Source organism: Accumulibacter sp. (assembly GCF_031732815.1).
Taxonomy (GTDB): domain Bacteria; phylum Pseudomonadota; class Gammaproteobacteria; order Burkholderiales; family Rhodocyclaceae; genus Accumulibacter.
The window spans coordinates 13,664-39,916 of sequence record NZ_JAVMKF010000067.1 but is presented as its reverse complement, the minus strand read 5'-3'; the positions used below and the strand labels follow the sequence as shown (position 1 = coordinate 39,916).

General features: G+C 64.6%; 22 protein-coding genes. 14 read left to right on the top strand and 8 right to left on the bottom strand.

Annotation, left to right across the window (positions count from 1 at the left end):
* Positions 1-437 (bottom strand): glycerol-3-phosphate 1-O-acyltransferase PlsY (gene plsY / locus RKP46_RS05975; protein WP_311105787.1); only part of this gene is annotated, 437 nt, incomplete at its 3' end.
* Positions 438-550: 113 nt separating this feature from the next.
* On the opposite strand from plsY, the gene RKP46_RS05970 reads away from it, so the two are divergent.
* Positions 551-907 carry a dihydroneopterin aldolase gene (locus RKP46_RS05970; protein ID WP_311105788.1) on the top strand — a complete coding sequence of 119 codons (357 nt, stop codon included), beginning with the start codon at positions 551-553 and terminating at the stop codon, positions 905-907.
* 44 nt (positions 908-951) lie between these two features.
* Here the strand turns inward: RKP46_RS05970 and RKP46_RS05965 are convergent, their stop codons facing one another.
* Together RKP46_RS05965 and RKP46_RS05960 are read right to left on the bottom strand one after the other, a co-directional pair.
* Entirely contained in the window at positions 952-1,191 is a 240-nt protein-coding gene (locus RKP46_RS05965) for a ketohydroxyglutarate aldolase (RefSeq protein ID WP_311105786.1), read from the bottom strand.
* A gap of 116 nt (positions 1,192-1,307) precedes the next feature.
* Positions 1,308-2,603 carry a S8 family serine peptidase gene (locus RKP46_RS05960; protein ID WP_311105785.1) on the bottom strand — a complete coding sequence of 432 codons (1,296 nt, stop codon included), beginning with the start codon at positions 2,601-2,603 and terminating at the stop codon, positions 1,308-1,310.
* Positions 2,604-2,878: 275 nt separating this feature from the next.
* Here RKP46_RS05960 and RKP46_RS05955 point away from each other — a divergent pair, with 275 nt between their 5' ends.
* A complete protein-coding gene (locus RKP46_RS05955) occupies positions 2,879-3,064 on the top strand; it encodes a hypothetical protein (RefSeq protein ID WP_300327642.1) in 186 nt (61 codons plus the stop codon).
* 18 nt (positions 3,065-3,082) lie between these two features.
* Here RKP46_RS05955 and RKP46_RS05950 read toward each other — a convergent pair whose 3' ends face one another.
* Positions 3,083-3,766, bottom strand: coding sequence for an ABC transporter ATP-binding protein (locus RKP46_RS05950; RefSeq protein ID WP_311105784.1), 684 nt, complete (start codon positions 3,764-3,766; stop codon positions 3,083-3,085).
* On the opposite strand from RKP46_RS05950, the gene RKP46_RS05945 reads away from it, so the two are divergent.
* Both RKP46_RS05945 and mnmH read left to right on the top strand, forming a co-directional pair.
* The gene (locus RKP46_RS05945; protein WP_311105783.1) at positions 3,765-4,382 is read left to right on the top strand and encodes an arylesterase; all 618 of its coding nucleotides are present in this window, start codon (positions 3,765-3,767) and stop codon (positions 4,380-4,382) included. The genes RKP46_RS05950 and RKP46_RS05945 overlap by 2 nt on opposite strands.
* Positions 4,383-4,422: 40 nt before the next feature.
* Positions 4,423-5,481: a tRNA 2-selenouridine(34) synthase MnmH gene (gene mnmH, locus RKP46_RS05940; protein ID WP_311105782.1), complete on the top strand. Its 1,059-nt coding sequence runs from the start codon at positions 4,423-4,425 to the stop codon at positions 5,479-5,481.
* An 83-nt stretch (positions 5,482-5,564) separates the two neighbouring features.
* Here mnmH and RKP46_RS05935 read toward each other — a convergent pair whose 3' ends face one another.
* The 3 genes from RKP46_RS05935 to RKP46_RS05925 all read right to left on the bottom strand — a co-directional run bounded on the left by RKP46_RS05935 (position 5,565) and on the right by RKP46_RS05925 (position 8,663).
* On the bottom strand, positions 5,565-6,137 hold the full coding sequence (locus RKP46_RS05935; protein ID WP_311105781.1) for a DUF4337 domain-containing protein: 573 nt from the start codon (positions 6,135-6,137) through the stop codon (positions 5,565-5,567).
* Positions 6,138-6,457: 320 nt separating this feature from the next.
* On the bottom strand, positions 6,458-7,234 hold the full coding sequence (locus tag RKP46_RS05930; RefSeq protein ID WP_311105780.1) for an enoyl-CoA hydratase: 777 nt from the start codon (positions 7,232-7,234) through the stop codon (positions 6,458-6,460).
* Between the two features lie 22 nt (positions 7,235-7,256).
* On the bottom strand, positions 7,257-8,663 hold the full coding sequence (locus tag RKP46_RS05925; RefSeq protein ID WP_311105779.1) for a metal transporter: 1,407 nt from the start codon (positions 8,661-8,663) through the stop codon (positions 7,257-7,259).
* Between the two features lie 627 nt (positions 8,664-9,290).
* On the opposite strand from RKP46_RS05925, the gene RKP46_RS05920 reads away from it, so the two are divergent.
* On the top strand, positions 9,291-10,829 hold the full coding sequence (locus RKP46_RS05920; protein ID WP_311105778.1) for an AMP-binding protein: 1,539 nt from the start codon (positions 9,291-9,293) through the stop codon (positions 10,827-10,829).
* A gap of 114 nt (positions 10,830-10,943) precedes the next feature.
* Here the strand turns inward: RKP46_RS05920 and RKP46_RS05915 are convergent, their stop codons facing one another.
* A complete protein-coding gene (locus RKP46_RS05915; RefSeq protein WP_311105777.1) occupies positions 10,944-12,761 on the bottom strand; it encodes an ABC transporter ATP-binding protein/permease in 1,818 nt (605 codons plus the stop codon).
* Between the two features lie 526 nt (positions 12,762-13,287).
* On the opposite strand from RKP46_RS05915, the gene RKP46_RS05910 reads away from it, so the two are divergent.
* The 9 genes from RKP46_RS05910 to RKP46_RS05870 all read left to right on the top strand — a co-directional run bounded on the left by RKP46_RS05910 (position 13,288) and on the right by RKP46_RS05870 (position 26,249).
* Complete coding sequence (locus RKP46_RS05910; RefSeq protein ID WP_300334295.1) at positions 13,288-14,061, top strand: TetR/AcrR family transcriptional regulator; 774 nt, start codon at positions 13,288-13,290, stop codon at positions 14,059-14,061.
* A gap of 17 nt (positions 14,062-14,078) precedes the next feature.
* Positions 14,079-16,430 carry an acyl-CoA dehydrogenase gene (locus RKP46_RS05905; protein WP_311105776.1) on the top strand — a complete coding sequence of 784 codons (2,352 nt, stop codon included), beginning with the start codon at positions 14,079-14,081 and terminating at the stop codon, positions 16,428-16,430.
* A gap of 90 nt (positions 16,431-16,520) precedes the next feature.
* Positions 16,521-17,810 carry an acetyl-CoA C-acetyltransferase gene (locus RKP46_RS05900; RefSeq protein WP_311105775.1) on the top strand — a complete coding sequence of 430 codons (1,290 nt, stop codon included), beginning with the start codon at positions 16,521-16,523 and terminating at the stop codon, positions 17,808-17,810.
* A 29-nt stretch (positions 17,811-17,839) separates the two neighbouring features.
* Complete coding sequence (locus RKP46_RS05895) at positions 17,840-19,768, top strand: 3-hydroxyacyl-CoA dehydrogenase NAD-binding domain-containing protein (RefSeq protein ID WP_311105774.1); 1,929 nt, start codon at positions 17,840-17,842, stop codon at positions 19,766-19,768.
* Positions 19,761-20,159 (top strand): acyl-CoA thioesterase, encoded by a 399-nt coding sequence (locus RKP46_RS05890; RefSeq protein ID WP_311105773.1) that lies wholly within the window; start codon positions 19,761-19,763, stop codon positions 20,157-20,159. The genes RKP46_RS05895 and RKP46_RS05890 overlap by 8 nt, the downstream gene beginning before the upstream one ends.
* Before the next feature lie 114 nt (positions 20,160-20,273).
* The gene (locus RKP46_RS05885; RefSeq protein ID WP_311097147.1) at positions 20,274-21,602 is read left to right on the top strand and encodes an outer membrane protein transport protein; all 1,329 of its coding nucleotides are present in this window, start codon (positions 20,274-20,276) and stop codon (positions 21,600-21,602) included.
* Between the two features lie 193 nt (positions 21,603-21,795).
* The gene (locus tag RKP46_RS05880; RefSeq protein WP_311097148.1) at positions 21,796-24,183 is read left to right on the top strand and encodes a 3-hydroxyacyl-CoA dehydrogenase/enoyl-CoA hydratase family protein; all 2,388 of its coding nucleotides are present in this window, start codon (positions 21,796-21,798) and stop codon (positions 24,181-24,183) included.
* 22 nt (positions 24,184-24,205) lie between these two features.
* Positions 24,206-25,408 carry an acetyl-CoA C-acyltransferase gene (locus RKP46_RS05875; RefSeq protein ID WP_311105772.1) on the top strand — a complete coding sequence of 401 codons (1,203 nt, stop codon included), beginning with the start codon at positions 24,206-24,208 and terminating at the stop codon, positions 25,406-25,408.
* A gap of 199 nt (positions 25,409-25,607) precedes the next feature.
* Positions 25,608-26,249 (top strand): DUF2802 domain-containing protein, encoded by a 642-nt coding sequence (locus tag RKP46_RS05870; protein ID WP_311105771.1) that lies wholly within the window; start codon positions 25,608-25,610, stop codon positions 26,247-26,249.
* Positions 26,250-26,253 lie beyond the last annotated feature (4 nt).

Sequence of the window (26,253 nt, the reverse complement as noted above, 5' to 3'; positions counted from 1 at the left end):
GAGTAGCGCAAGGCGAATGCAACAACCAGCCAGGTGGCGAGCGTCGCCAGGCCAAGTCTGAGGTCGATCGCGAGCAGCACGCCGGCCGCCGTGGCGACGCCCTTGCCTCCCTTGAAGCGCAGGAAGATCGGGTAGAGATGGCCGAGGAAGACGGCCAGCGCGACGAGGCCGACGGTGAAGTCGGGGAGATTGAACACGGGCGCCCAGCGCTCGGCCAGGAAAACGGCGAGCCAGCCTTTCGCGGCGTCGCCGATCAGTGTCAGCACGGCTGCGCCCTTGTGCCCGCTACGCAGCACGTTGGTGGCGCCGGGGTTCTTCGATCCATAGGTGCGCGGATCGGCCAGTCCGAAAATGCGGCTGGCGACGAGCGCGAAGGAGACCGAACCGAGCAGGTAGGCCGCGAGGATGGCCAGCAGCATGTTCAGGTGGGAGTGCATCGGAGCGTGTTCGTGCGTAGGTTTGGCGGGGGCTCTGGGTTAAAATTCGCCGCCCGTCATCGCTCTCGCCTGCGGTGGCCGATCAATTGTACACCGACACGACGCAGCCCGGCATGGACATCATCTTCATTGAAGACTTTCGCGCTTCGACCCTGATCGGCATCTATCCGCGCGAGCGGGCGTTGGCGCAGACGGTCGAGATTTCGCTGCAGATCGGGACGTCGACGGCCAGCGCCGGCGCCAGCGACGAGTTGGGGGATACGATCGACTACGCCAGTGTCGTCGAGCGGCTGGTGGCCGAGCTGGCAGCGCGCCAGTTCAATCTGCTCGAACGCCTGGCCGAGTACGTCGCGACGCTGCTGCTTGAGGATTTCGGCGCCACCTGGGTGCGCGTTTCGATCGCCAAGCTCGGCACGCTGCGTGGCGTGCGCCGCGTTGGCGTGATCATCGAGCGCGGGGCTCAGGCCTGAGTCGCTTGCCTGCCGGTGGTCCGGCGGGCAAGCGAAGTGGTCGGCTATTCGGCGCCGCCGAAGGCGTGCATTTCCCGATCTGCCTCGATCTCCAATACGCCGCGCACCGCCTTCAGATGGGCGATCGACGATCCCGGGGCGCTGCCGGCGATGATGCCTATCGTCGACATGACGCGCGACACCTGCAAGCCAGCCGCGCCCAGGCGGTGCGCGACTGACTGGATGTCGGCGAGGTGCGCATCGTCGATGGTGACAATGACTGACTGCACTTGTGCTTCGTCCATTTTCTCGTTCTCACCTCGTTCAAAGGCCGATCAGCGGCGGAAGGCAAAGCTCCGGCCAGCAGCGGCTCGCCGGTAGAGCGCAAGGCCGGGCGACGGCCCGGCCTTGCGCCTGACGGTCAGGTCGGCGGCGACTGCACCAGGCCGACGCCGACATCCCTCGCGGCGAGCGGCAGGCGCAGCGCGCGTGCGGTCAGCAGTTGCCAGAGCGCTGCGCCGCGATTGGCGGCAGAGGTCTGCGCCCACAGCGCGGCTACGCCCGCGACGTGCGGGGTCGCCATGCTGGTCCCGTTCCAGCTTGCGTAGCGCGTCGGCAGCTTGGTCGACGAGTATACGGCAACGCCTGGTCCGACCAGGTCGACGTTGGCTCCGCCCGCGTTACCCGAGCCGCAGGAGAACGAAGCCAGCCGCATCTGGCTGTCGACCGCTCCGACGGCCAGGATCGACGGACTGTTGGCCGGCTGGCCGACGGTCCCTGGCCGATGGTTGCCGGCGGCCGCAATGATCAGGCACTTCTTCTGCAGGGCGCGCTGGCCGATCTTTTCGTAGGCGGTCGACGGTGTGCTGACGGTATTGCCGAGCGACATCGAGATCACCTGGCAGCCGCTGTTGATCGCCCATTCCATGCCGGCCAGAATCCCCGAGGTCGAGCCGCTGCCGTTGTCGGCGAGGACCTTGCCGGCATGGATCGTCGCTTTCTGGGCGACGCCGTAGCGCCGGCCACTGGCGTCGGTGCTGCCGCAGGAGGTGCCGATGCAGTGCGTGCCGTGGCCGTGCCCGTCCTGTACGGTCTGGCCGGAAACGAAGGAAGCGGTAACGATCCGCCGGCCGCGGAAGTCCGGGTGTTGCAGGTCGAAGCCGGTGTCGAGGACGGCGAGCTTGATCGCGCTGCCTGTGCGCTGCGAGTTGACCGCGCGCGTTGCCTTGAGGCCCCAGGTCGATTGGGCGTCGTCGAAAAAGCCGCTGGCGGCGGCCGCCGTGGCGGCGTCGACGCTGGCGCGCGCTCTTTCGTAAAGGTTGTCGGCAGCGTCGCGATAGCCCTGCAGATAGGCGAGCGACAGGCCGGCGTCGTCGGTCAGCGCGTAGAACATGCGCTCGGGCTCGATGTCGAGGATCGCGCCGTCGGCGTCATCGCTGTGTGCCGCCATCAGGCTGCTCAGCGCGTCGTCGTCGAGCGTCACGACGGCAACACCGAGGGTGGGAAAGACGGCGCCGCCGGCGGCGCTGAGCTGCGTCATGTCGAGGGCCGAATCGGTGAAATCGGCGGCGCTCGGAAGGCTCCGGATAGCGGCTCGTTTGGCCAGCGTTGCCATGCCTTTCGCGACGTCGTCGTCACGGAAGGTAACGACGAAACGTCCGCTCGTGCGCTCGGGTTCGCGCGTGGCTGACGCGGAAAATGTGGGATGGTCCGTCATGACTTCCTCCTCTTCGTCCTTGCGGTTGACTGCTGTGGGCTTCGTCGTGCCTGCGCCTGGTGCCGCGTCTCGGCTTGGCCTGTGGCAGGTGTCCAGCCTGCCTGCCGCCTGCCATGAGCTGAGTCTAGTTCACCTTGCGCCGGAAGCAAGCGAATGCTTGCCGGGTAATCCGGCGGCGAACGCGGTGCACGGAAGATTTCCATTAGACTTGCGATTCGGCGGACAGTTGAGTGCGCAGCGCGCGGTCAGCGCCGATTTTTCGACGGGAGGACGATTTGAGAACGGTTGAGTTTGCGTATGACCTCGGGCAGGCGGTCCGCATCAAGGCGATTGACATGGTCGGGCGGGTCGACTCGCTGTCGCTCGACAACAACGGGAACACCTATCGCGTCGTGTATTGGAACGATGGCGCGCGTTGTCAGGTGTGGATGTACGACTGGGAGCTGGAGGCCAGTCAGTAGAAATCTCTTCAGACGGGCTCAGACTTCGACCAGCTCGCCGGCGTGCATGCGTAGCCGCCGGCAACAGCGGGCGGCGATTTCTTCGTCGTGCGTCACCAGCAGCAGGGTCGTGGCGCGCTCGGCGTTGATCGCAAACATCAGGTCGATCACCTGGTGGCCGGTGGCTGCGTCGAGATTGCCGGTGGGTTCGTCGGCCAGGACGAGGCGTGGGCGCGGCGCGAATGCGCGGGCCAGCGCGACGCGCTGCTGTTCGCCACCGGACAGGTGCTTCGGGTAATGTCGCAGTCGATGCGCCAGGCCGACGCGCTGGAGCCAATACTCGGCTTCACTGCGGGCGTTTGCTGCGCCGGCCAGTTCGAGCGGCAGCATGACGTTTTCCAGCGCGCTCAGCGAAGGCAGCAACTGGAATGACTGAAAGACGAAGCCCAGCAAGCGACCGCGCAGGACGGCCCGGGAATCTTCGTCGAGGCGGGTGATGTCCTCGCCGGCGAGGCTGACCGAGCCGCTGGTCGGCAAATCGAGGCCGGCCAGCAGGCCGAGCAGGGTAGACTTGCCGGAACCCGAGGCGCCGACGATCGCCACCGTTTCAGCGGCAGCGACGGCGAACGAAATGTCGTGCAGAATGGTCAACGGCTCGCCGCCGTTGTCGACGCGCCGGGTCAGTTTCTTTACCTCAACCACCATCGACGTATTGTCCACCATGTTTCGTCTCTCAAGCTTTCAGGGTTTGCTCCTGGTCGGAGCCTTGCTTTTCGCTCCGGCAGCGCTGGCACAGAAGAACATCCTCGTCTTCGGCGATTCTCTCTCGGCGGGTTACGGTATTGCTCAGGAGGCAGCCTGGCCGTCCTTGCTGGCCCGGCGTCTGCAGGAGAGGAAGCTCGATTATACCGTCGTCAATGCCAGCATCTCGGGTGAGACGACGAGCGGCGGTCGGGCGCGCATCGAGGCGGCGCTGAACCGCTATACGCCGCAGATCGTCATCGTCGCGCTCGGTGCCAACGACGGTCTGCGCGGACTGCCGGTCAGTCAGATGAGCGCCAATCTGACCGCCATCGTCGACGCGGCCCAGCAGCGGAAGGCGCGCGTACTGCTCGTCGGCCAACGCATCCCGCCCAACTACGGCAGCTACGCGGCCGACTTTCATCAGACTTTCGCAGCGGTGGCCAAGGCGCGCCGGACGCCTCTGGTCGATTTCCTGCTTGCCGGCGTAGCCACGCAGGCGCGTTACTTCCAGGCGGACAATCTGCATCCGACGGCGGAAGCGCAGCCCTTGCTGCTCGACAACGTCTGGCGTGGTCTGGAGCCACTGCTCAAATGAGGACCTGCAACCAGCGCCGATCGGGCGAGGCTTCACTGGCATGAAACACGATATCGCCAGCATTGAGCACTTGAGCGACTTGTCGTCCTTCGACGAGATCGTCGATGTTCGCTCGCCAGCCGAGTTTGCCGAGGATCATGTTCCCGGTTCGCGCAACTATCCGGTGCTTCATGATCGCCAGCGCTGCGAGGTGGGAACCCTGTACAAGCAGGTTTCCGCGTTTGCTGCGCGTAAGGTGGGGGCCGCCTACGTCGCCGAGAACATCGCGCAGCATCTGCGCCAGCACTTTGCCGAGCGGCCGCGCGATTGGCGGCCGCTTGTCCTTTGCTGGCGCGGCGGGCAGCGCAGTGCCTCGCTGACGCATGTTTTGCGCCAGGTCGGCTGGGATGCGCAGCAATTGGCAGGCGGCTACCGGACGTATCGGCGGCTGGTCGTTGCGGCACTGAACGAGTTGCCGCTGGGCCTGCGGCTGAAGGTCGTTTGTGGGCCGACGGGCAGCGGCAAGAGCCGCGTCCTGCAGGCGATCGGCCACCTGGGCGAACAGGTGCTCGACCTGGAGGAGATTGCTTGTCACAAGGGTTCGGTGCTTGGCTCCTTGCCCGATTCGCCGCAGCCTGCGCAGAAAATGTTCGAATCGCGGCTGCTCGTCGCACTGCAGCGTTTCGACCGCGAGCGCCCGGTTTATGTCGAAGCGGAAAGCCGCAAGATCGGTACACTGCACTTGCCGGCAGCGCTGATCGAAACGATGCGCGCCGGCTGTTGCATAAACATCGACGCCGCGTTTACCGCACGCGTCGACTACCTGTTACGCGACTACGCATATTTTCTGCGTGCGCCCGAATGGCTGAACGAAAGGCTTGCTTCGTTGCGCCATCTGCGCAGCGTAGAGACGATAGCCCGCTGGCGCGAACAGGTGCTTGAGGGTGATTGGCGCGCCTTGGTCGGCGAATTGCTCGAGCAGCATTATGACCCGCTCTATTTTCGCTCGCAGAATCGCAACTACGCCGGTTTTGCCGCCCCGCAGAATTTTCCCACCGATGATCTGAGCCCATCCGCGATCGACGCCTTGGCGCGGCAAATTTGCGCGCGCTCGACGTGATCTGCCCTACGCCCGGATGACGCGCGGCGGCGACACGCTGCCGCGCGCAGCGAGCAGCAAGGCGGCGCGAGCCGGGAGCTCGTTCAGGCCAGGTAACCGAGGATGCCGACGCCGATGCCGAGCAGGCTGGCGCCGTAGACGCCGAAGAGCATCCAGCGCTTGCGCGTGAGCAGCGTGATGGCGGCCATCGCAATGGCAATCTGGAGCAGGGTCGTGGCAAGCGCCCAGCGCTCGTGCACATGCATTTCGTGGTCGCTCTTGCGGTCTGCTTCCTTTGCCGCTGCTTCGAGCTTGTCAGCGTCGCTCTTGATCTCCTGTTTTTCCTTCTTGTAGCGCTCGACTTCCTGCACGTACTTCTCGCGCGCCTCGCCGGTCGTCAACGTGATCGACAGTTCGGCGAGGTTCTGCTTGTTGCTCTTCGCCTGATAGTAGTTCCATTGATTCGAGGCTGCCGTCTTCTGGATCGCCGCCTCGTTCTTGTAGATCAGTGCGGCATTCTGCGAGTGCCCGCCGAGGTAGCCAAAGATTGCGCCGACGGTCGACAGGATGGCGGTGAGAACGGCGACGCGCGAGGTAAATGTGTCGCCTCCATGCTGGGCGACATGTTCGACTTCGTGATCGTGCGGACCATGCACGTGGAAACCGTGTCCGGACATTCTTCCATCTCCTTGCTGGTTTGCGGCTTGCCGATGGGGCAGGGCGGCGAATTCTACCGCAGACCGGCGCCCGTTGAAGCCTGGTCGCGCGTTCGCTGGCGCAGCAGTCGGGTGGCTGGCGTGCCGGGAGTTGGTGATTCGTGGTGGCGGGGTCTACCGCGCAGGGCGATGCCGGCTGCCAAGGTGTGGGCTCGGGTGCCGACCGGCAGAGGCGACGGCTCCATCTGGCGCAGCCGATCAGGCTGGTCTGGCCGTCGGGTAAATTCCCTAGGGGCGGCCGGCCATTACGGACGTGCGCCCCCAGGGGTCGTTGCGCAGGCTCAGCGGTTGCTGAAAGACGCCTTGCGCTTTTCGACGAAGGCGGTCATCCCTTCCTTCTGGTCATCCAGGGCGAATGCCGAATGGAAGGTGCGCCGTTCAAAGAGCAAGCCCTCGGCGAGCGAGCTCTCGTAGGCGCGGTTGATGCATTCCTTGATCATCAAAACCACCGGCAGCGAGAAGCCGGCGATCCGGCTGGCCGCGGCGAGAGCTTCCTCGAGCAGCTTGTCGGCGGGAACGACGCGTGACACCAGCCCGGCGCGTTCGGCTTCCTGCGCATCCATGTTGCGCGCGGTCAGGCAGAGGTCCATCGCCTTGGCTTTCGACACGGCGCGCGGCAGGCGCTGCGTGCCGCCAGCGCCGGGCAGGATGGCCAGACGAACTTCCGGCTGACCAAAAACCGCTGTGTCGGCGGCCAGGATGATGTCGCACATCATTGCCAGTTCGCAGCCACCGCCCAGCGCGTAGCCGGCAACGGCAGCAATCACGGGTTTGCGGCAGTTCTTGACGCATTCCCAGTTGCGCGTGATGAAGTTGCCCTTGTAGGCTTCCATGTACGACAGTGACTGCATGACCGTAATGTCGGCGCCTGCGGCAAAGGCCTTGTCGGAGCCAGTGATGACAATCGCCCCGATGTTCTCGTCGGCCTCGAAATCGGCCAGCGCACGGCCCATTTCGTCCATCAGCTCATCGTTCAGTGCGTTCAACTGCTTCGGCCGGTTGAGCGTGATCAGGCCGACCTTGCCGCGCGTCTCGGCAATAATGTTCGCGTAGCTCATAAGCAGAGTCTCCAGTGTGGCGTCAGGCGGAAATGTCGACCTGGAACTTCACGGGACCGCGCGCCGCCTTGCCGTTGGCGTCGGTGAAAGTGCCGTTTACGGGCGATTTCTTGCCGAACGGGCTGGTCAGGATGGCGACGTGACCGCCGAAGAAAGCGACCGATTCAAGCTTGTCCCAGCCTTCGAGGTACTTGTTGCCAGCCGTCGCGCAGGGTGGCGTAACCAGGTCGTCCTTGATCGCGTAGTTCTGGTACCACGGTACGTTCAGGTCGACCAGCGACTTGATGTTGAGCGGCTTGTCGAACAGCTTCACCGGCAAGGTACCGTCATCGGCGATCGGATCCTGGAAGGTGTGCGAGCTCATGTTGGCGATCGCCAGCGGCAGGTGCACGCGCTCCTTGAGCAACCAGCGGAAGAGCGCGGCGGGCGTCTTGCCGGGGTTGAGGTCGGTCGCGCGATGCAGCGAGACCTGGTCGAGCACCTTGACCAGCGGCGTTTCGCGGTCGATGGCGACGAAGCGCATGCCGAGGCTCAGCAGATAGCCATTGGCCACCTTGTTGCCGCTCGGCAGGGTGGTCGTGATGAAGTCGTGGTGCATCGTCGGCATGCCGCTGATGGCGTCGCTGTACGTGCCGTCGACCGGTGTGACGTTGGTGATCAGCGCATCGCAGACATCGCGCAGCTTGCCCGAAAGAATGTTCATCAGGCAGATGTAGCCGCCTTGGCAGGTACCGTTCAGGGTGACCTTCTTGCCGCCGTTGAGCTCCATCACCTTGGCGCACAGCTCGCGCGTCTGCTCGCAGTCCTGCTCGGGCGTCATCTTCTGGACCTTTTCATTGGTCATGATGTCCTTGACGACGCGCACGTAGGTCGGGATGCCTTCATTGGCGAACGAGTGGCTGTAGCTCTTGTTCTCGTAGGGCAGGAACGAGAGGATGTGCACGCCGAGCATGTAGGGCGGCACGAGAATGACCGGCTTCAGATCGCTGCGCACCTCGACGCCCTTCTTCAGCGGCAGCACCTGATAGAGCTGGAAGGAGTCGGTTTCATGGACGAGCTTGTAGTTCGACGTGTTGAAGTGGAAGCCGAATTCATCGGCGATCGCTTCGATCTGTTCGTTGAAGTTGGATACGGCTTCCATGATCTCGGCTTCGCGCCGCATGTAACCGCTCAGCTTTTCTCCTTCCGAACTGAGCAGCGAATTCATGAAGGCACGCGTGCCTTCTTCGACCTGGTCGAAGGCATAGTCGGCCATCTTGCCCTGCATGCCGGCCAGGCCCTTGCGCATCATGCCCACGTTGTGCTCAAGGATCTCGAAGGTTTCCAGCATGCTGAGCGGGTTGTCGCGCGCCGCATTCATCGCAATGTGTGCGGCAATGAAGAGGTTGTCGTTCATTTCGCTGATCTCGCGGTTCGAAGCGCGCATCATCGCCAGCATGTATCTCCACCAGCTGGTTGTGAAGTCAGGCATTTCCCTTAACAGTGCATACATTTTTCCAACCTCCGTCGATAGACGTGAAACGTGAGTCAAATTCGGTCGCCCTGCTCAGGGCGACCGACGATCAGGCAATTCCGGCGCGCCGGCCGAAAACCAGAAATACAGAAATCCAGTGAAGTCCCCTTTGCCCAGAGCAGCGCACGCAGCGCGATCAGTGCCGCCCGGGGCTGTGCAGCAAAGGCAGCGCCGCATGCTGAGAGCTCACCCGGCGCTTGCGTTCAAGCTTGCGATTCTGCACCGCACAAACCATTCTACTCCTCTGCGGATAAATTGTTTAGCCGCTTTGCCTGGCCGCGCGCGATTATTTTTCGTCCCTCGGGAACTGCCGGAAAAGGCGCTTGGCGCGGGCGCTGCGGCGGTCCATGGCGAGCCTCCGGGGTGGGCCGGATGCGCTCGGCGAGCTTCCACCAGTCGGTATTCGAGGCGTCCGGCAACGTTGTATAGTAGTCGCTTTGTTGCGCTGCGATGGCGTGCCCCGGCGGGCGCCGGCAGGTCCCCCGGCGCACGACGAGGCCGTTTTTCCGGGCATCACTTTCGCCCGCTTTCGAAAGGACAACCATGCTGCAACTCGCGACGCTGATCAGGCATCACGCCCGTTTCACTCCGCATCGAATCGCCGTCGTCTTCGAGGACGAACAACTGACCTGGCAGGCGTTCGCCGCCCGCGTCAGCCGCTGTGCGCAGTTGCTGCGCGCGCTCGGCATCGGCCCGGGCGATCGCGTGGCGACGGCGCTTGGCAACTGCCGCGAACTGCTCGAAATCTATTGGGCGGTACCGACGGTCGGCGCTGTGCTCGTCCCGCTCAGCCCCTTGCTGATGGCTTCCGGGCTGGCCAGTCTGCTGCGCGACTCGGGTGCCGCGTGCCTGCTTACCCAGCGGGCGATGCTGCCGGTGGTCGAGCAGGTGCTGGCCGAACTTCCGGCGCTCGGCAGCGCGCGCGTGCTGCTCGTCGATGGGGCCGCCGACGGTTACGGCGACTATGCGGCACTCGTCGCGGGCTTTCCGGATCGGCCGCTGGAACCGGCGCTGGTCGGTCCGTCCGATCTCTTCAACATCATGTACACCAGCGGCACGACCGGCTTGCCGAAGGGGATCATGCACAGCCATTTCGTGCGCTCGATGTACTGCACGCTGTTTGCTTCGACCTGGCGGATGAGTCCGGAATCGGTCGTTCTGCATACTGGTGCGATCGTTTTCAACGGCGCCTTCGTCACTCTCATGCCGTGCTTCTTCCTCGGCGGGCGCTACGTTCTGCAGCGCCAATTCGACGCCTGTGAGGCGATAGAGATCATCGCGCGCGAACGCGTCACGCATACGATGATGGTCCCGGCACAGATCATTGCCGTGCTCAACGCGCCGAATTTCTCACCCGCCAAGCTGTCCTCGCTGGAGATGATTCTCTCGCTTGGCGCGCCGCTCTATCAGGAGCACAAGGATCAGCTCAACCGCCTGCTGCCCGATCGCTTCTACGAACTCTACGGCCTGACCGAAGGCTTCTGGACGATCCTCGACAAGACGCAGTCGGTCCGCAAGGCGGGCTCGGTCGGCTCGCCGCCGTTCTTCTTCGAGATGCGCATCGTGCGCGACGACGGGAGCGACGCGCTGCCGGGCGAGGTCGGCGAGATTGTCGGGCGTGGTCCGTCGCAGATGCTCGGTTACTACGGACGGCCCGACCTGACCGAACAGGCCATTCGCGATGGTTGGCTGTATACCGGCGATCTGGGTTACACCGACGACGAAGGCTACCTCTATCTGGTCGACCGCAAGAAGGACATGATCGACAGCGGCGGGGTCAAGATCTACCCGCGCGACGTCGAGGAAGTGGTGGCACGCCACCCGGCGGTACGCGAAGTGGCGGTTTTCGGCGTGCCGCACGACAAGTGGGGCGAAACGCCGGTGGCAGCCGTCATCCTGCACGGCGACGCGCAGGTCGCGGCCGAAGACCTGCGCGAGTGGATCAACCAGAACGTCGGCGCGCGCTACCAGCGCGTACACGCGGTGCAGGTCATGCGCGACTTTCCGCGCAACGCCGCCGGCAAGACGCTCAAGCGCGAGATGCGCGACGCCTGGCGGGACGCGCATGGCAAAGGCGGCTGAGCTGCACGCGCGCAGCCGGCAAGCGGGCGGGTGGTCGCCGGCGGTCGCTTGTGCCGGGCCAGCGCTCGCTCGCCGACGATCGCTGTGGATGGCTACGATGGCTGTCGCGGCGGCCTACAAGCGCTCGCCCGACTCCTCCTGCTGCTGCAGCGACCACATCTGGGTGTAGACCCCGCCGGCCTCGAGCAATTGCGTATGCGTGCCGCGTTCGACGATGCGGCCGCCGTCCATGACCAGGATCTGATCGGCCTGCATGATGGTCGACAGCCGGTGCGCGATGACCAGCGTCGTGCGGCCGCGCGCGGCGCTGTCGAGGCTGGACTGGATCGCCTTTTCGGTCCTTGAGTCGAGCGCCGAAGTGGCTTCGTCGAAAATCAGCACCGGGGGATTCTTGAGCAAGGCGCGCGCGATGGCGACGCGCTGCTTTTCGCCGCCCGAGAGCTTCAGCCCGCGCTCGCCAACGCGCGTTTCGTAGCCGTCGGGCAGGATGTCGATGAATCCGGCAAGCTGTGCCGCCTCGGCTGCCGCCAGCACCTGATCGCGGCTGGCCGTCGGTCGACCGTACTGGATGTTGTAGAACAGCGTATCGTTGAACAGCACCGTATCCTGCGGGACGATGCCGATCGCGGTGCGCAGGCTGGCCTGCGTGAGCTGACGCAGGTCGGTCCCGTTGAGGCAGATCGAGCCGGCGCTGATGTCATAGAAGCGGTAGAGCAGGCGTGCCAGCGTCGACTTGCCTGAACCAGATTCGCCGACGACGGCGACCGTGTGTCCGGCCGGGATGGTGAAATCGACGCCGTGCAGGATCTGGCGGTTCGCTTCGTACGAGAAGTCGACGGCGGAGAAGCGCACTTCGACCGGGCCTGGAGCCAGGACGGTCGCGGCAGGTGCATCGGCGATTTCCCGGTTCACCGCGAGGAGGGCGAACATGCGCTCGATGTCGGTCAGCGCCTGGCGGATTTCGCGGTAGATCACTCCGAGGAAGTTCAACGGCATGTAGAGCTGGATCAGGAATGCATTGACCAGCACGAGGTCGCCAATGGTCAGCCGGCCGTCGACGACGCCCGCCGCGGCGAGCCACATCATCGCCGTGACACCGAGCGCAATGATGATCTGCTGACCGAGGTTGAGCCAGGAGAGCGAAATCTGGCTGCGCGTCGCGGCATCTTCCCAGTCGACCATCTGCTGGTCGTAACGGCGTGCCTCATATTCCTCGTTGTTGAAATACTTGACCGTCTCGTAGTTGAGCAGGCTGTCGATCGCGCGCGTATTGGCGGCTGAATCGGCGTCGTTTACCCGTCGCCGAATGGCGATTCGCCAGTTGCTGACCTTGATCGTGAACAGCACATAGGCGATCAGAGAGAGCAGCGTGATGAGCACGAACGCAGCGTCGTAGTTGGCCAGGAGCACGACCAGGACGAGCGAGATCTCGACCACGGTCGGCAGGATCGAATACAGCGTGTAGCTGATCAGGTTCGAGATCGACCGGCTACCGCGTTCGATGTCGCGCGAAACGCCGCCGGTCTGGCGTTGCAGATGGAAGCGTAGCGACAGCTCGTGCAGATGGCGAAACGCTTCGAGAGCGATACGGCGAACCGCGCGCTGGGTGACTCGCGCGAAAAGGATTTCCCGCAACTCGGTAAACAGCGAAGTTGAAAAGCGTAAGCAGCCGTAGAGAATCAGCAGCAGTACCGGCAGCGCAAGAGCCTGCTCGCTGCCGCTCAGGCTGTCTATCATCTGCTTGAAAATGAGCGGCACGCTGACGTTGGCCAGCTTGGCGCCGACCAGGCAGGCGAGCGCGAAGATGACGCGCCACTTGTACTGCCAGAGGTAGGGGCCGAGCTTGTGCAGGGTCGGCCAGAGGCTTGCCTCTTCGGCTGGCGGGCGGTCGACAGCCGAGACGGGGAGGGCGGAACGGCTAGTGCGGCGCATGGGCGTGGCAGGACACGACGGGATCGGGGAGCGGTGCAAAAGGTGTGCAGTATGCATCGTTGCCGACGCCGCTCTCAAGCACCGCAGCACAGCGTCCGGGCCATGGCATGCATCTTGGTCAGACGGCGGCTGCCTCGACTGCACGAACTGCCCGAGGGCTCGCCCTGGCGGAACGCCCCTTCCTCGCGCGCGGCGACCCTGCTTTCGGCAATAAACGCTGGATGGCCGCGATGGCAGCGCTTGGCTGGCGTCATCTGGTCAAACTCAAGCAAGCGCCCGGCGTCAAGCGACTGATCCAGCGGCGCTGTCGAATAGAGGAATTCAGGTTGCTGCAGTTACCGTGCGCAAGGCAAAGGCGCAGCGCGCTGAAACATGGTTGTTGGCAAAGAATAGGCCTTGCATTCGGCAGCGTGTCACTTTAGAATTTAAACGAACGTTTGAACTAGATCCCGGTCTGTCCCTGTTGAACGAGCGCTGCGGGCGCTTCCTCAGGCCGGGCAGCCTGATTTTTCCGGGATGGCGACAGATGTCTGAACAAAGGGCGAATCACGATACGCGCGAGCGCATCCTCGATGTCGCGGAGCGGCTGTTCATGGAGAACGGTTACGAGGCGACCTCGATGCGCCTGATCACCGGCGCCGCCGAGGTCAACCTGGCCGCGGTCAACTATCACTTCGGGTCCAAGGAGGCACTGCTGCGCGAGGTTTTTCGGCGACGTCTGACGTGGCTGAACGATCAGCGCCTGCAGGCGCTCGATCGGCTCGAAGCGCAGGCCGCCGGTGCGCCGCTGAAACCGTCGCAGATCCTCGAAGCTTTCTTCGGCACGCTCTTGCGCATGGGCGAGGACGAAGCGCTCGGCGGGATGACCTTCCTGCGCCTGCTGGGTCGTACGCTGACCGATCCGGCCGAGTTCATCCGCACCTTCTTTGCCGGCGAGTACGCGCAAGTGATCGATCGTTACAAGCGGGCGCTTTTCCACGCGTTGCCCGACGTACCGAAGGCGGAGATCGTCTGGCGCCTGCATTTCATGCTTGGCGCGATGTCGTACGCGATCGCTGGCACCGATGTGCTGGAGGTCGTCACCGGTTGCGGCCTGGACGATCTGGCAGGCGAAACGGTGTCGCCCGAGGACGGCGCCACGGTCCACGCGCGACGCCTGGCACAGCGCCTGATGCCGTTTCTGCTCGGAGGCTTGCGCGCGCCGCTACCACAGTTCGGCGACCTGCCGATCCGACAAGAAGAGTCACCGCAAGAGGTGGCCGACGAAGGGCGCGGCAGCATGCCGCACAACAGACCATAACGACAGGAGAAACAGCAATGATTGGCACGATCGTCTGGGGTTTCATCGGCCTCGCGCTGGTGAGCGTGGCCGTGCTTTTTGGCGTCCGTCCGTTGCGACGGGCGCTGATCAGCCGGTCGATTTTCAAGACTTACAAGCGGATACTGCCGCAGATGTCCGACACCGAGCGCGAAGCGCTGGAAGCGGGCACGGTGTGGTGGGACGGCGAACTGTTTCGCGGCGATCCCGACTGGAGCAAACTGCTTGCCTATCCGGTTCCCCGCCTGAGCGCCGAGGAGCAGGCATTCATGGACAACGAGGTCGAGCAGGCCTGTGCCCTGGTGGACGACTGGCAGGTGACCAGCGAGTTGTACGACCTGCCGCCCGAAGCCTGGCAGTACATCAAGGACAAGGGCTTCCTCGGCATGATCATCCCCAAGAAGTACGGCGGTCTCGAGTTCTCGGCCTACGGACATTCGCAAATCGTCACCAAGCTGTCGACGCGCTGCTCTGCGCTGGCGGTTTCGGTGATGGTACCCAACTCGCTCGGCCCGGCCGAGTTGCTGCTGCACTATGGGACCGAGCAGCAGAAGAACCATTACCTGCCACGTCTGGCCAAGGGCCTGGAAATTCCCGCTTTTGCCCTGACCAGTCCGTGGGCCGGGTCGGATGCCGCGTCCATTCCCGACTTCGGTATCGTCTGCCGGGGCATCTGGCAGGGTCGGGAAGTCGTCGGCATGCGGGTCACCTGGGACAAGCGCTACATTACGCTGGGTCCGGTGTGTACGCTGCTCGGCCTGGCTTTTCACCTCTTCGATCCGGACGGGCTGCTCGGCGAGCGCAAGCACATCGGCATCACCTGCGCTCTGGTGCCGCGCGACACTCCCGGCGCCGAACTTGGCCGCCGTCATTTCCCGCTCAACGCGATGTTCATGAACGGGCCGACGCGTGGCAAGGACGTCTTCATGCCGCTCGACTACATCATCGGCGGTCCGGCGATGGTCGGTCAGGGCTGGCGCATGCTGATGGAGTGCCTGGCGGCCGGTCGGTCGATCTCGCTGCCCTCGTCCAACACCGGAATGGCGCAGATCACCGCGCGCACCGTCGGTGCCTATGCGCGCGTGCGCAGCCAGTTCAAGACGGCGATCGGGCGCTTTGAAGGAGTCGAGGAACCGCTCACCCGGATCGGCGCCTATACCTATATGATGGACGCCGTGCGCAAGATGACTGCCGGCGCGATCGACCTCGGCGAGCGCCCGTCGGTCGTCTCGGCCATCGCCAAGTATCACGTCACCGAGCGTGCCCGGCAGGTGGTGAACGACGGGATGGACATCGTCGGCGGCAAGGGAATCTGTCTGGGGCCGTCGAATTTCCTCGGTCGCGCGTATCAGCAACTGCCGATCGGGATTACCGTCGAAGGGGCGAACATCTTGACTCGCAGCATGATCCTCTTCGGGCAGGGGGCGATTCGCTGCCATCCGTACGTGCTCAAGGAGATGCGCGCAGCGTTCAACCCGGACCCCGAGCAAGGCCTGCACGACTTCGACGAGGCGCTGTTCGGCCACCTTGCCTTTACCATCCGGCACGGCTTCCGGGCCTTCTGGAAAGGTTTGACGGGATCGCATTTCGTCTCCGTGCCGACGACGGTGGCCCCCGAGACACGGCGCTACTACCAGCAACTGACCCGTTTCTCGGCTGCTTTTGCCTTCCTCGCCGACATCTCGATGCTCGTTCTCGGCGGCGAACTGAAGCGGCGCGAAAAGCTGTCGGCCCGCCTCGGCGACATTCTCTCGATGCTCTACCTGTGTTCGGCGACGCTCAAGCGCTACGAGTCCGAAGGACGCCAGCCGAGCGATGCGCCTTTGCTGCACTGGGCGATCTGGGATGCCATGTACAAGGCGCAGATGGCCTTCGACGGCGCAATCGCCAACTTCCCGGTGCGCTGGATCGGCCGCTGGCTCTATCGGCTTGTCTTCCCGCTCGGACACCCGTACGATGTGCCGTCGGATCGGATCGGTCATCAGGTCGCCAAGCTGCTGATCGAGCCGTCCGCCGCACGCGACCGCCTGACAGCCGAAGCCTACGTGCCGAAAGGCGAATCCGAGGCGGTCGGTGCGCTCGAACTGGCGCTTGCCGCAACGGTCGAAGCCGAGGCGATCGAAGCGCGGATTCGCGCCGCCGAGAAGAGCGGTGCTCTGGCCGACAACCCGGAGGCCAACGTGCGTGATCTGGCGCATGCCGCTTTCCGCGCCGGCATCGTGAACGCTGCCGAGTATGCCGTTCTCAAGCGCCGCAACGAACTGCGCGACCTGGTCATCCGGGTCGACGATTTTCCGCACGATCTTGGCCGGACGCGGCACCAGCCGCTGTTGCACAAGGCCGCCGCCTGATCCTGGGCGCGCTGTGCGCGCGGCGGCCTGGCCGGTCGCCGCGCTGCTGCCGGTGGGGTGGCAGCAGCAATGTCGAATGGAGGAGAGAGGGTGGCTTTCCAACCAGTTTATATCGTCGACGGTGCGCGAACGCCGTTTCTCAAGGGGCGCAATGCGCCCGGACCTTTTGCCGCGAGCGACCTGGCGGTGCAGGCCGGGCGGGCGCTGCTGATTCGCCAGCCGTTTGCTGCGCACGATCTCGACGAGGTCATCCTCGGTTGCGCCAGTCCATCGCCGGACGAAGTCAATATCGGTCGCGTCGTTGCACTGCGCCTCGGTTGCGGCGACAAGGTGCCGGGATGGACGGTCATGCGCAACTGCGCCAGCGGCATGCAGGCGATCGATTCGGCGATGACCAACATTCAGAACGGCCGCGCGCAACTGGTCCTCGCGGGCGGCGTCGACGCGCTGTCGCACGCGCCGCTCCTCTACTCGCCGGCGATGGTGCGCTGGTTCGCTCAGATGATGCAGGCGAAGACGCTGGGGCAGAAGATCGGACTGTTTGCCCGCTTGCCCGCGCGCGAACTGTTCTCGCCGGTGATCGGACTGCTCAAGGGGCTGACCGATCCGGTGGTCGGCCTGTTGATGGGACAGACAGCCGAGAATCTGGCTTGGCGCTTTTCGCTTTCGCGCGAGCAGATGGACGAGTACAGCGTGCGCAGCCACCAGCGTGCGCTCGCCGCGCGCGCGGCTGGACGCCTGGCGGAAATCGTTCCCCTGGTCGACCAGAAGGGAACGGTTCACGCGGAAGACGACGGGGTGCGCGCCGATTCGAGCCTGTCCGCGCTGGCCAGGCTGAAGCCTTTCTTCGACCGCAAGTACGGTCGGGTGACGCCGGGCAACAGCTCGCAGATCAGCGATGGAGCGGCGTGGTTGGTTCTTGCTTCACAAGCAGCGGTTGACCGCTGGCAGCTCAAGCCGCTGGGGAAGATCAGCGACTGCCAATGGTCCGCTCTCGATCCGGCACAGATGGGGCTGGGGCCAGTCCATGCGGCAACGCCGATCCTGCAGCGGCACGGTCTCGGGCTTGCCGACATCGACCTCTGGGAGATCAACGAGGCCTTTGCCGCGCAGGTCCTCGGCTGTCTTGCTGCCTGGGACGACGCGGACTACTGTCGCGAGAAGCTTGGTCTGAGCGGCGCCTTGGGGGCCCTGCCCGAAGAGCGCCTGAATGTCGATGGCGGGGCGATCGCCATTGGTCACCCGGTCGGCGCCTCCGGTGCGCGCATCGTCCTTCATCTGCTGCATGCCTTGCGCGGCGCGCGCGGCAAGCGGGGAATTGCCGCCATTTGTATCGGTGGCGGGCAGGGTGGCGCGATGCTGGTCGAGGCGCTGGCGTGAAGTTGGACGGCCGGAGCGGGGGAGAAGGGATGAAGATGGGGCTGAATGGCTACGATCACTGGCAACTGGCCGAAGACGCCGACGGGATCGTCTGGGCAACGCTGGACAAGGGCGGCGAGTCGACGAATTCGCTGTCCACGGCAGTGCTGCAGGAACTCGCGCGGATGCTCGATCGCTTTGACGCCCAGCCACCGCGCGGGCTGATCTTTCGCTCGGGCAAGGCGGCAGGCTTCATCGCTGGCGCCGACGTTGAGGAATTCACCGAGCTTGATACGGCTGAGAAGGGGATCGAGCTGGTCGCCCGTGGCTGGCACTTGTTCAACCGGCTGGCACGCGTTTCGTATCCGACGCTGGCGCTGGTGCGTGGTCATTGTCTCGGCGGCGGCCTCGAGCTGGCGCTTGCCTGCCGTTACCTGCTCGTCGTCGATGAGCCGGCGACCCGCCTCGGCCTGCCGGAAGTGATGTTGGGAATCGTTCCGGGGTGGGGCGGCATGCTCAGGCTGCCCGAACGGATCGGGCCGCAGGCGGCGCTCGACATGATGCTGACCGGCAAGACGGTCGACGCGCAGAAGGCGAAGCGCCTCGGTCTGGCCGACGACCTCGTCCCGCCACGGGTAATGACGCAGGCGGCGGCAATGCTGGTCGTCGCCGATCAGGCGCGCCGCCGGCCGGCGTTGCTGCAGCGCGTGTTGGCGGGTCCGCTGCGACAGCTCGTCGCGCGCGGCGCGCGGCGTCAGGTTGCCCGCCGCGCGCGCCCCGAGCACTATCCTGCGCCCTACGCGATCATCGATCTGTGGGCGCGCCACCAGGGCAACGCACTGGCGGCGCCCGAGCTGATCGATACCATCGTGCGTTCGCCGACCGCACGCAATCTGGTGCGCGTCTTCTTCCTGCAGGAGCGTCTGAAGGCCTTTGCCAAAGGCAGCGACTTTTCGGCGAAGCGGGTGCACATCGTCGGTGCCGGCGTCATGGGCGGCGATATCGCTGCCTGGTGTGCACTGCGTGGGCTGACGGTGACCCTGCAGGACCAGGGAATCGAGCGTATCGCACCGGCCCTGCAGCGCGCTTACGCGGCGTGGAGCCGGCGAATCCGCGACGAGCGCGAACTGCGCCGCGTGCTTGATCGCCTGATTCCAGACCCTGACGGGCACGGGGCGCGGCAGGCCGATATCGTGATCGAGGCCATCTTCGAGAACGTCGGTGCCAAGCAGGCGCTGCTGCAGAGTCTGGAGGCGGTGATCCGGCCGGACGCCGTGCTCGCGACGAATACCTCGAGCCTGCGGCTGGAGGACCTGCGCAGCGTTCTCGCCCGGCCGGAGCGCTTGATCGGCATCCATTTCTTCAACCCGGTCAGCCGCATGCCGCTGGTCGAGGTGGTCAATGCCGAGGGCAGTGATGCGCAGGCGATACGGCGTGCGATCGCCTTTGTCCGCCAGATCGACCGGCTGCCGCTGCCGGTCAGGAGCGCGCCCGGTTTTCTGGTGAACGCGGTGCTCGGACCGTACATGCTGGCGGCGATGCGCGCGGTCGATGAGGGACTGGCGCCGGAGACGGTCGACGAGGCGATGCTCGCCTTCGGCATGCCGATGGGCCCGATCGAGTTGGTCGATATGGTCGGCCTCGACGTAGCCATGGCCGCCGGCAGGAGTCTGGCGAGCGCCGCCGAGGAGCCGCCGCGCTGCCTGCTCGAGCGTTTTGCTGCCGGCCAGTTGGGCAAGAAGGCGGGGCGTGGCTTCTACGAATACCGAGCCGGAAAACTGGCGAAAGCCAGTCCCGGCGCCGTACCCGCCGGGCTCGCTGAACGTCTGCTGCAGCCGCTGCTCGAGCGCGCGCAACAACTCGTCGCCGAAGGCGTCGTGGCGGACGCCGATCTGGCCGACGCCGGCATCATTTTCGGAACCGGTTTTGCTCCTTTCACCGGGGGGCCCTTGAACTACTTGCGGAGTCGACATGCCTGACACGATGACCCGATTACCCGATGGGCAACCCATTCTGCGCGTCGTGCCGATGCCAGCCGATGTGAACCCGCAAGGTGACGTCTTTGGTGGCTGGATCATGGCCCAGGTTGACGTCGCCGGCGCGCTTCCCGCCATGCGCCGGGCGCGCGGGCGGGTGACGACGGTGGCGGTGAACTCCTTCCTCTTCAAGCAGCCGGTTTCGGTTGGCGATCTGGTCAGCTTCTATGCCGAGGTGGTCGATACCGGCCGCACGTCGATGCGGGTCCGGGTCGAGGTCTACGCCGAACGGCATCCGGCACAGCCGATTACCGTGAAGGTGACGGAAGCCGTGCTGACCTATGTTGCAATTAACCAACACGGCGAGAAAAGGGAGCTGCCGGAAATCGATTAACTCGACAATTTTCTTGATAGCCGCCTTAGGATAGCTTGGCAGAACGCTTTTACAACGTGGTGGGCAGACGACTGACGCACCACTGCTGACACACCATCCTAGGAGGAGTTCGAGATGTTGCACAAGCAATCGATGAAGGTGATGTCCGTCATGTTCCTGGCGGCTTTTGCCGGTGGCGCGGGCGCCGCGGGCTTCCAGCTTCTGGAGCAGGGAAGTGGGCTGGGCAACGCCTTTGCGGGGTCGGCCGCCAAGGCGAATGACGCCAGCACGATCTACTGGAACCCGGCCGGGATGACGCAATTGCCGCGTCTGGCGGCATCCGGCGGACTGAGCGCGGTGAAGACGAGTTTCAAGTTCAACGACAAGGGATCGCAGGTTGGCGTTTTTGGGGCCGGCGGGACGGCGGGTGCTGACGAGGGCGGCGATGCCGGGGGTTGGGGCTTCATCCCGAATGCCTACGCTTCATGGGCACTTAACAAGGACGTTTATCTCGGCCTGGGCATCGGCGCACCGTTTGGCCTGAAGACCAAGTATGACGACCCGTGGCGCGGTAGCGCCCAGTCGAACGAGTTCGACATCAAGACGTTCAACCTCAATCCTTCGATTGCCTTCAGGGTCAATGACCTGGTGTCGCTGGGTGCGGGCCTGAGCTGGCAGAGGATCGAGGCCGACTACTATCGGCAGGTGAGTGTCGCCACGCTTGGCCTTTCCCGCGTCACGTCGCATATGAATCTCAGCGACGATGCCTGGGGCTGGAACGTCGGCGCGCTGTTTACCCTGTCTCCGTCGACGCGTGTGGGCGTATCGTATCGCTCCGCGATTCAGTACCATACGGACGGCAAGGTCAAGCTGAGCAGCGACGGCTCGGCTCTTGGTGAAGGAACGGCCGCGGCGCTCAGAGCCGGTGGCGGTGCGAGCGACGTGAAGGCCGACATCAAGGTGCCGGACACGTTCATCGTCAGCGTCAATCAGCGCCTGAGCGATCGCTGGGACATGTTGGGTGACGTGTCGTGGACGGGCTGGAGCACGATCAAGAATGTCGATATCTACCGCACCTCCGGTCTGCAGAACGGCGTGCGAGCGCAACGGCTCGACACCAACTTCCAGAATACCTACCGCGTTGCTCTGGGCGCCACGTATGCGCTGTCGGACGCAGTCAAGCTGCAGTTTGGCGTCGCCTACGACCAGACGCCGGTGAAGAAAGCGAGCACTCGCCTGACCTCGCTGCCCGACAACGACCGCACCTGGTTCTCCGTCGGTACGCAATGGAAGCCGGCCAAGGAGCAGACGCTCGAGCTTGGCCTGGCGTACCTGTATGTCAAGAATCCGAAGATCAACAAGAACGAGACCACGGCCAGTCCGCTGACCAACCGCGGGACGGTGACCGGCGAGTACGACGCCAGCGTCTGGATTCTGGGCGCGCAATATTCGCTCGCTTTCTGAGCCCCGCCCCGCTCCGGCAAGAAAAGCCCCGTTTTCGGGGCTTTTTTTTGTCCGCGGATCAGGCGGCCCGCGCCAGGTTTCGCTTGACGTGGCAGGCTGATCACGTATAATTCAAACGTTCGTTTGAGTAGCGTGTGCAGCGCTGCTGCGGGGTGTTCCCGGCGAGCGTGGACGACCAGAAAAGGAGAACAGCTTGAGCAACTTCATCGTACGCAAGGCCGCCGTACTCGGGGCGGGCGTGATGGGCGCGCAGATCGCCGCGCACCTCGCGAATGCCGAAGTACCGGTGGTGCTTTTCGACCTGCCAGCGGGTGATGGCAATCCGAACGGCATCGTCACCAGGGCGATCGACGCCCTCAGGAAGCACGAGCCGTCGCCGCTGGCAAGCCGGGACCGCGTGGCGTATATCGACGCCGCCAATTATCAGCAGCACCTCGCGCAACTGGCGGACTGCGATCTGATCATCGAAGCCATCGCTGAAAAGATGGAGTGGAAGGATGATCTCTACCGCAAGATCGCGCCTTTTATCGCCCCCGGCGCGATCATTGCATCGAATACCTCCGGACTGTCGATCAATCGTCTCGCGCAGGGTCTGCCCGAAGCCCTTCGCTCGCGTTTCTGCGGCATCCACTTCTTCAATCCGCCGCGCTACATGCATCTGGTCGAACTGATCGCCACGCAAGCAACTGACCCGGCGCTCCTCGACCAGCTCGAGTCATGGCTCGTAGCGCGTCTCGGCAAGGGCATCGTGCGCGCGCTCGACACGCCAAATTTCGTTGCCAATCGCCTCGGTGTCTTCTCCATACTCGCGGTCATGCACCACACGCAGCGGCTGGGCCTGGGTTTCGATGTCGTCGACCTTTTGACCGGGCCGATCATCGGGCGACCGAAGAGCGCCACCTACCGCACCGCCGACGTCGTTGGACTCGATACGCTGGCACACGTGATCAAGACGATGCAGGACACTCTGGGCGACGATCCCTGGCACGACTACTACGCCGTACCGGGCTGGCTGGCGGCGCTGATCGGCAAAGGGGCGCTCGGCCAGAAGACGCGCTGCGGAATCTTTCGCAAGGATGGCCGGGCGATCAAGGTGCTCGACCTTGCTGCACAGGACTATCGCGACAGCGGTGGCGAGATCGATGCGAGCGTGCTGGGCATCCTGAGAAATCCCGACCCGGCGGAAAAGTTCGCCCAGTTGCGCGCCAGCGGGCACCCGCACGCGCAGTTCCTGTGGGCCATCTTCCGCGACATCTTCCATTACGCCGCTTACCATCTGGCCGACATCGCCGATAACGCACGCGATGTCGATTTTGCCATGCGCTGGGGCTTTGGCTGGGCGCAGGGTCCGTTCGAGAGCTGGCAGGCGGCCGGCTGGTCGGCGATTGCCGAGGCCGTGCAGAGCGACATCGCTGGCGGCTTGTCGATGAGTTCGGCGCCGCTCCCCGCCTGGGTTTTCGGCCGCGTCGCGGAGAGCGGGGTGCACACGCCGCAGGGTTCGTACTCGGCGCGCACGGACAGCTACGTGGCGCGCTCGTCACTGCCGGTTTATCAACGCCAGGTCTTTCCCGAGCGTGTGCTCGGCGAGACGGCGGCGGTCGGTCGCGTGCTGTGGGAAAACGAGGGCGTCCGCCTGTGGTGCTTGCCACAGGTGGACCCGGAGATCGCCATCGTCAGCGTCAAGACCCGGAACCACACCCTGGGCCGCGAGGTGATCGTCGGTCTGCAGGAGGCTATCGCGCGGGCTGAGGCGGGATATCGCGGCCTGGTCGTCTGGCACGAGGCGCCTTTTGCTTTCGGCGCCAATCTGAAGGAAGTTGCCGAGGCGATTGCCGGCGGGCAGTTCGAGCTCCTGGAAAGGTACGTTGCCGAGTTCCAGAACACTTCGCTCCGCCTGAAGTACGCTACCGTGCCGGTGGTCGCCGCAGTGCAAGGGATGGCGCTCGGCGGGGGTTGCGAGTTTCTGATGCACGCGGCCAGGCGAGTGATTGCGCTGGAAAGCTACATTGGTCTGGTGGAAGCTGGCGTTGGCCTGATTCCGGCCGGTGGCGGCTGCAAGGAGTTTGCGCTGCGCGCCGCACAGATGGCGGCAAAGACCGCCGGCAACGACCCGTTCGAGTTCATCCAGCCGGCATTCATGACGATTGCCATGGCTACCGTGTCGAAAAGCGGCGTGCAGGCGAAGGAACTCGGTTTTGCGCTGGAGTCGGACCGCATCGTCTTCAACGCGAACGAACTGCTCTACATCGCTTTGCGTGAGGCGCGCGGCCTCGCCGAGGCGGGCTACTACCCGCGCCTGCCGGCGCGCGGCATCAAGGTTGCCGGGCGTACCGGCATTGCCAACTGCGAGATGATGCTCGCCAACATGAAGGAAGGCGGGATGATTTCAGCGCACGACTACGCGGTGGCCAAGGCGGCGGCTACCGCCCTTTGCGGGGGCGAGGTCGAGACCGGTTCGCTGGTCGACGAACAGTGGTTGTTGACCGTCGAGCGCAAGCTCTTCGTCGAGCTGCTGAAGAATCCGCTGACCCAACAGCGCATCCAGCACATGCTGCAAACCGGCAAGCCGCTGCGCAACTGAACGAGCAAGGAGAAAACGAAAGATGGGCAAACAGATTCAGGACGCATATATCGTCGCCGCCACGCGCCTGCCGGTCGGCCGGCGCAAGGGGATGCTCGGTCATGTTCGGCCGGACGACATGCTGGCGCACGCGCTGCGATCGGTTCTCGCGCAGGCGCCGGCGATCGATCCGGCGCTGGTCGACGACGTGATCGTCGGCTGCGCGATGCCGGAAGCGGAGCAGGGCATGAATGTCGCCCGCATCGGGCTACTGCTGGCGGGAATGCCGAACAGCGTACCTGGCGTGACGATCAACCGTTTCTGCGCTTCCGGCTTGCAGGCGGTGGCCATGGCGGCGGACCGCATTCGTCTGGGCGAAGCCGATGTGATGATCGGTGCCGGCACCGAAACGATGTCGCTACTCAACCAGATCACCGGCAACAAGATCGCGCTCAATCCGGCAATCTTTGCCCGTGAAGAGCATTATGCGATCGCCTACGGCATGGGGATCACGGCCGAGAAGGTTGCCGAGCGCTGGAAGGTCTCGCGCGCCGACCAGGACGCTTTCGCCCTTGGTTCGCACCAGAAGGCTTGCGCGGCGATCGCGGCTGGGCACTTCGCGGCGGAAATCGCGCCCTATGCGGTGAAAGCCCACGTGCCCAATCTGCGTAGCGGCGAAGTAGTTGTCAGAGAATACGTGGCCAAGGATGACGAGGGCCCGCGCGCGGACAGCAGCCTTGATGGACTCGCCAGGCTGCGGCCGGCGTTTGCGGCACGCGGTACGGTGACTGCCGGCAACAGCTCGCAGATGTCGGACGGCGCGGCGGCAGTGTTGCTCGTCTCGGAAAAGATCCTCCGGCAGTTCGATCTGACGCCGCTGGCACGCTTTGCCGCCTACTCGGTGGCGGGCGTTGCCCCGGAGATCATGGGCATCGGTCCGATCGAAGCGATTCCGCGCGCCCTCAAGCTGGCCGGAATCCGGCAGGACGACGTCGACTGGTTCGAACTCAACGAGGCGTTCGCGGCCCAATCGCTGGCCGTCATGCGCACCCTGGAGCTCGACCCGGCGCGCGTCAACCCCTTGGGTGGGGCGATCGCGCTCGGCCATCCGCTGGGCGCCACCGGGGCAATCCGCACCGCGACGCTGGTTCACGGTCTGCGCCGGACGGGGCAGCGCTACGGCATGGTCAGCATGTGCATCGGCACCGGCATGGGTGCTGCGGGCGTCTTCGAATCGATCCAGTAGATCCCCCGCCAAGCGGTTGCAAGCCCTCGTCGAGCGTCTTCGACGAGGGCTCTTGTCGCTGATCGGGCAGGCGCCGTTGTCCGTCAGGGGGAACACTGCCGAGCGTCAACTCTCGACGCACGCCTGGGCGGCGCGCGGCCCGCGTAGCGAGCAGAGTGTCTGGCATAATGCTCGCGGGACACCGTGATCAAGGCGCGCAATGGATATCGATCAACTGGGCAGTCTGGGCTGGCGCGAAGGATTGATTGCGATCATCGCGCTGCTCGTTCTTTATATCATCGTCCTCTTCGTGCGGATGCGGCATTTGCGACGCGATTTGCAGGCGAGCAGGCTGGCAGGCACGGCTAAGGCGGCAGAAGCCGCCGTGGCGGCGTACACCGCGGTCAGCGAACCGCCGCCCGACGCCAGGCCGACGTTGCCAGTGGGCGCGCCGGGCGAATCGGTAGCCGCTGACGCAGCACCCCTGGCTGTGTCCGCGGGCGCAGTGCCGGTCACCGAGACTGCCGAGCTTCCCGCCGAGCCGGGTTTCGCCTGGAACGAGCCGCCGCCCGAGATTCCGGGACAAGCCTTGATCGACGCCCTGCAGCGCGATATGTACCAGTTGCGCTGCGAGCTTGACGAGTTGCGCTCCGACTTGCTCGCCGCGCGCGAAGACGTCCGTCGGGTGCTCGCCGAGGCGGCCCAACCGGTGGCCACTGCCGCGCCGCTTTACAAGGATGCGATGCAACTGGCGATGCAGGGACACGATGCCGCGGCCATCGCCCGCCATTGCGCGATTGCGCGGGCCGAGGCAGATTTGATCGTCGCGCTGGCGCGCAATCGACCGGATGGCATTCAGTGATCAG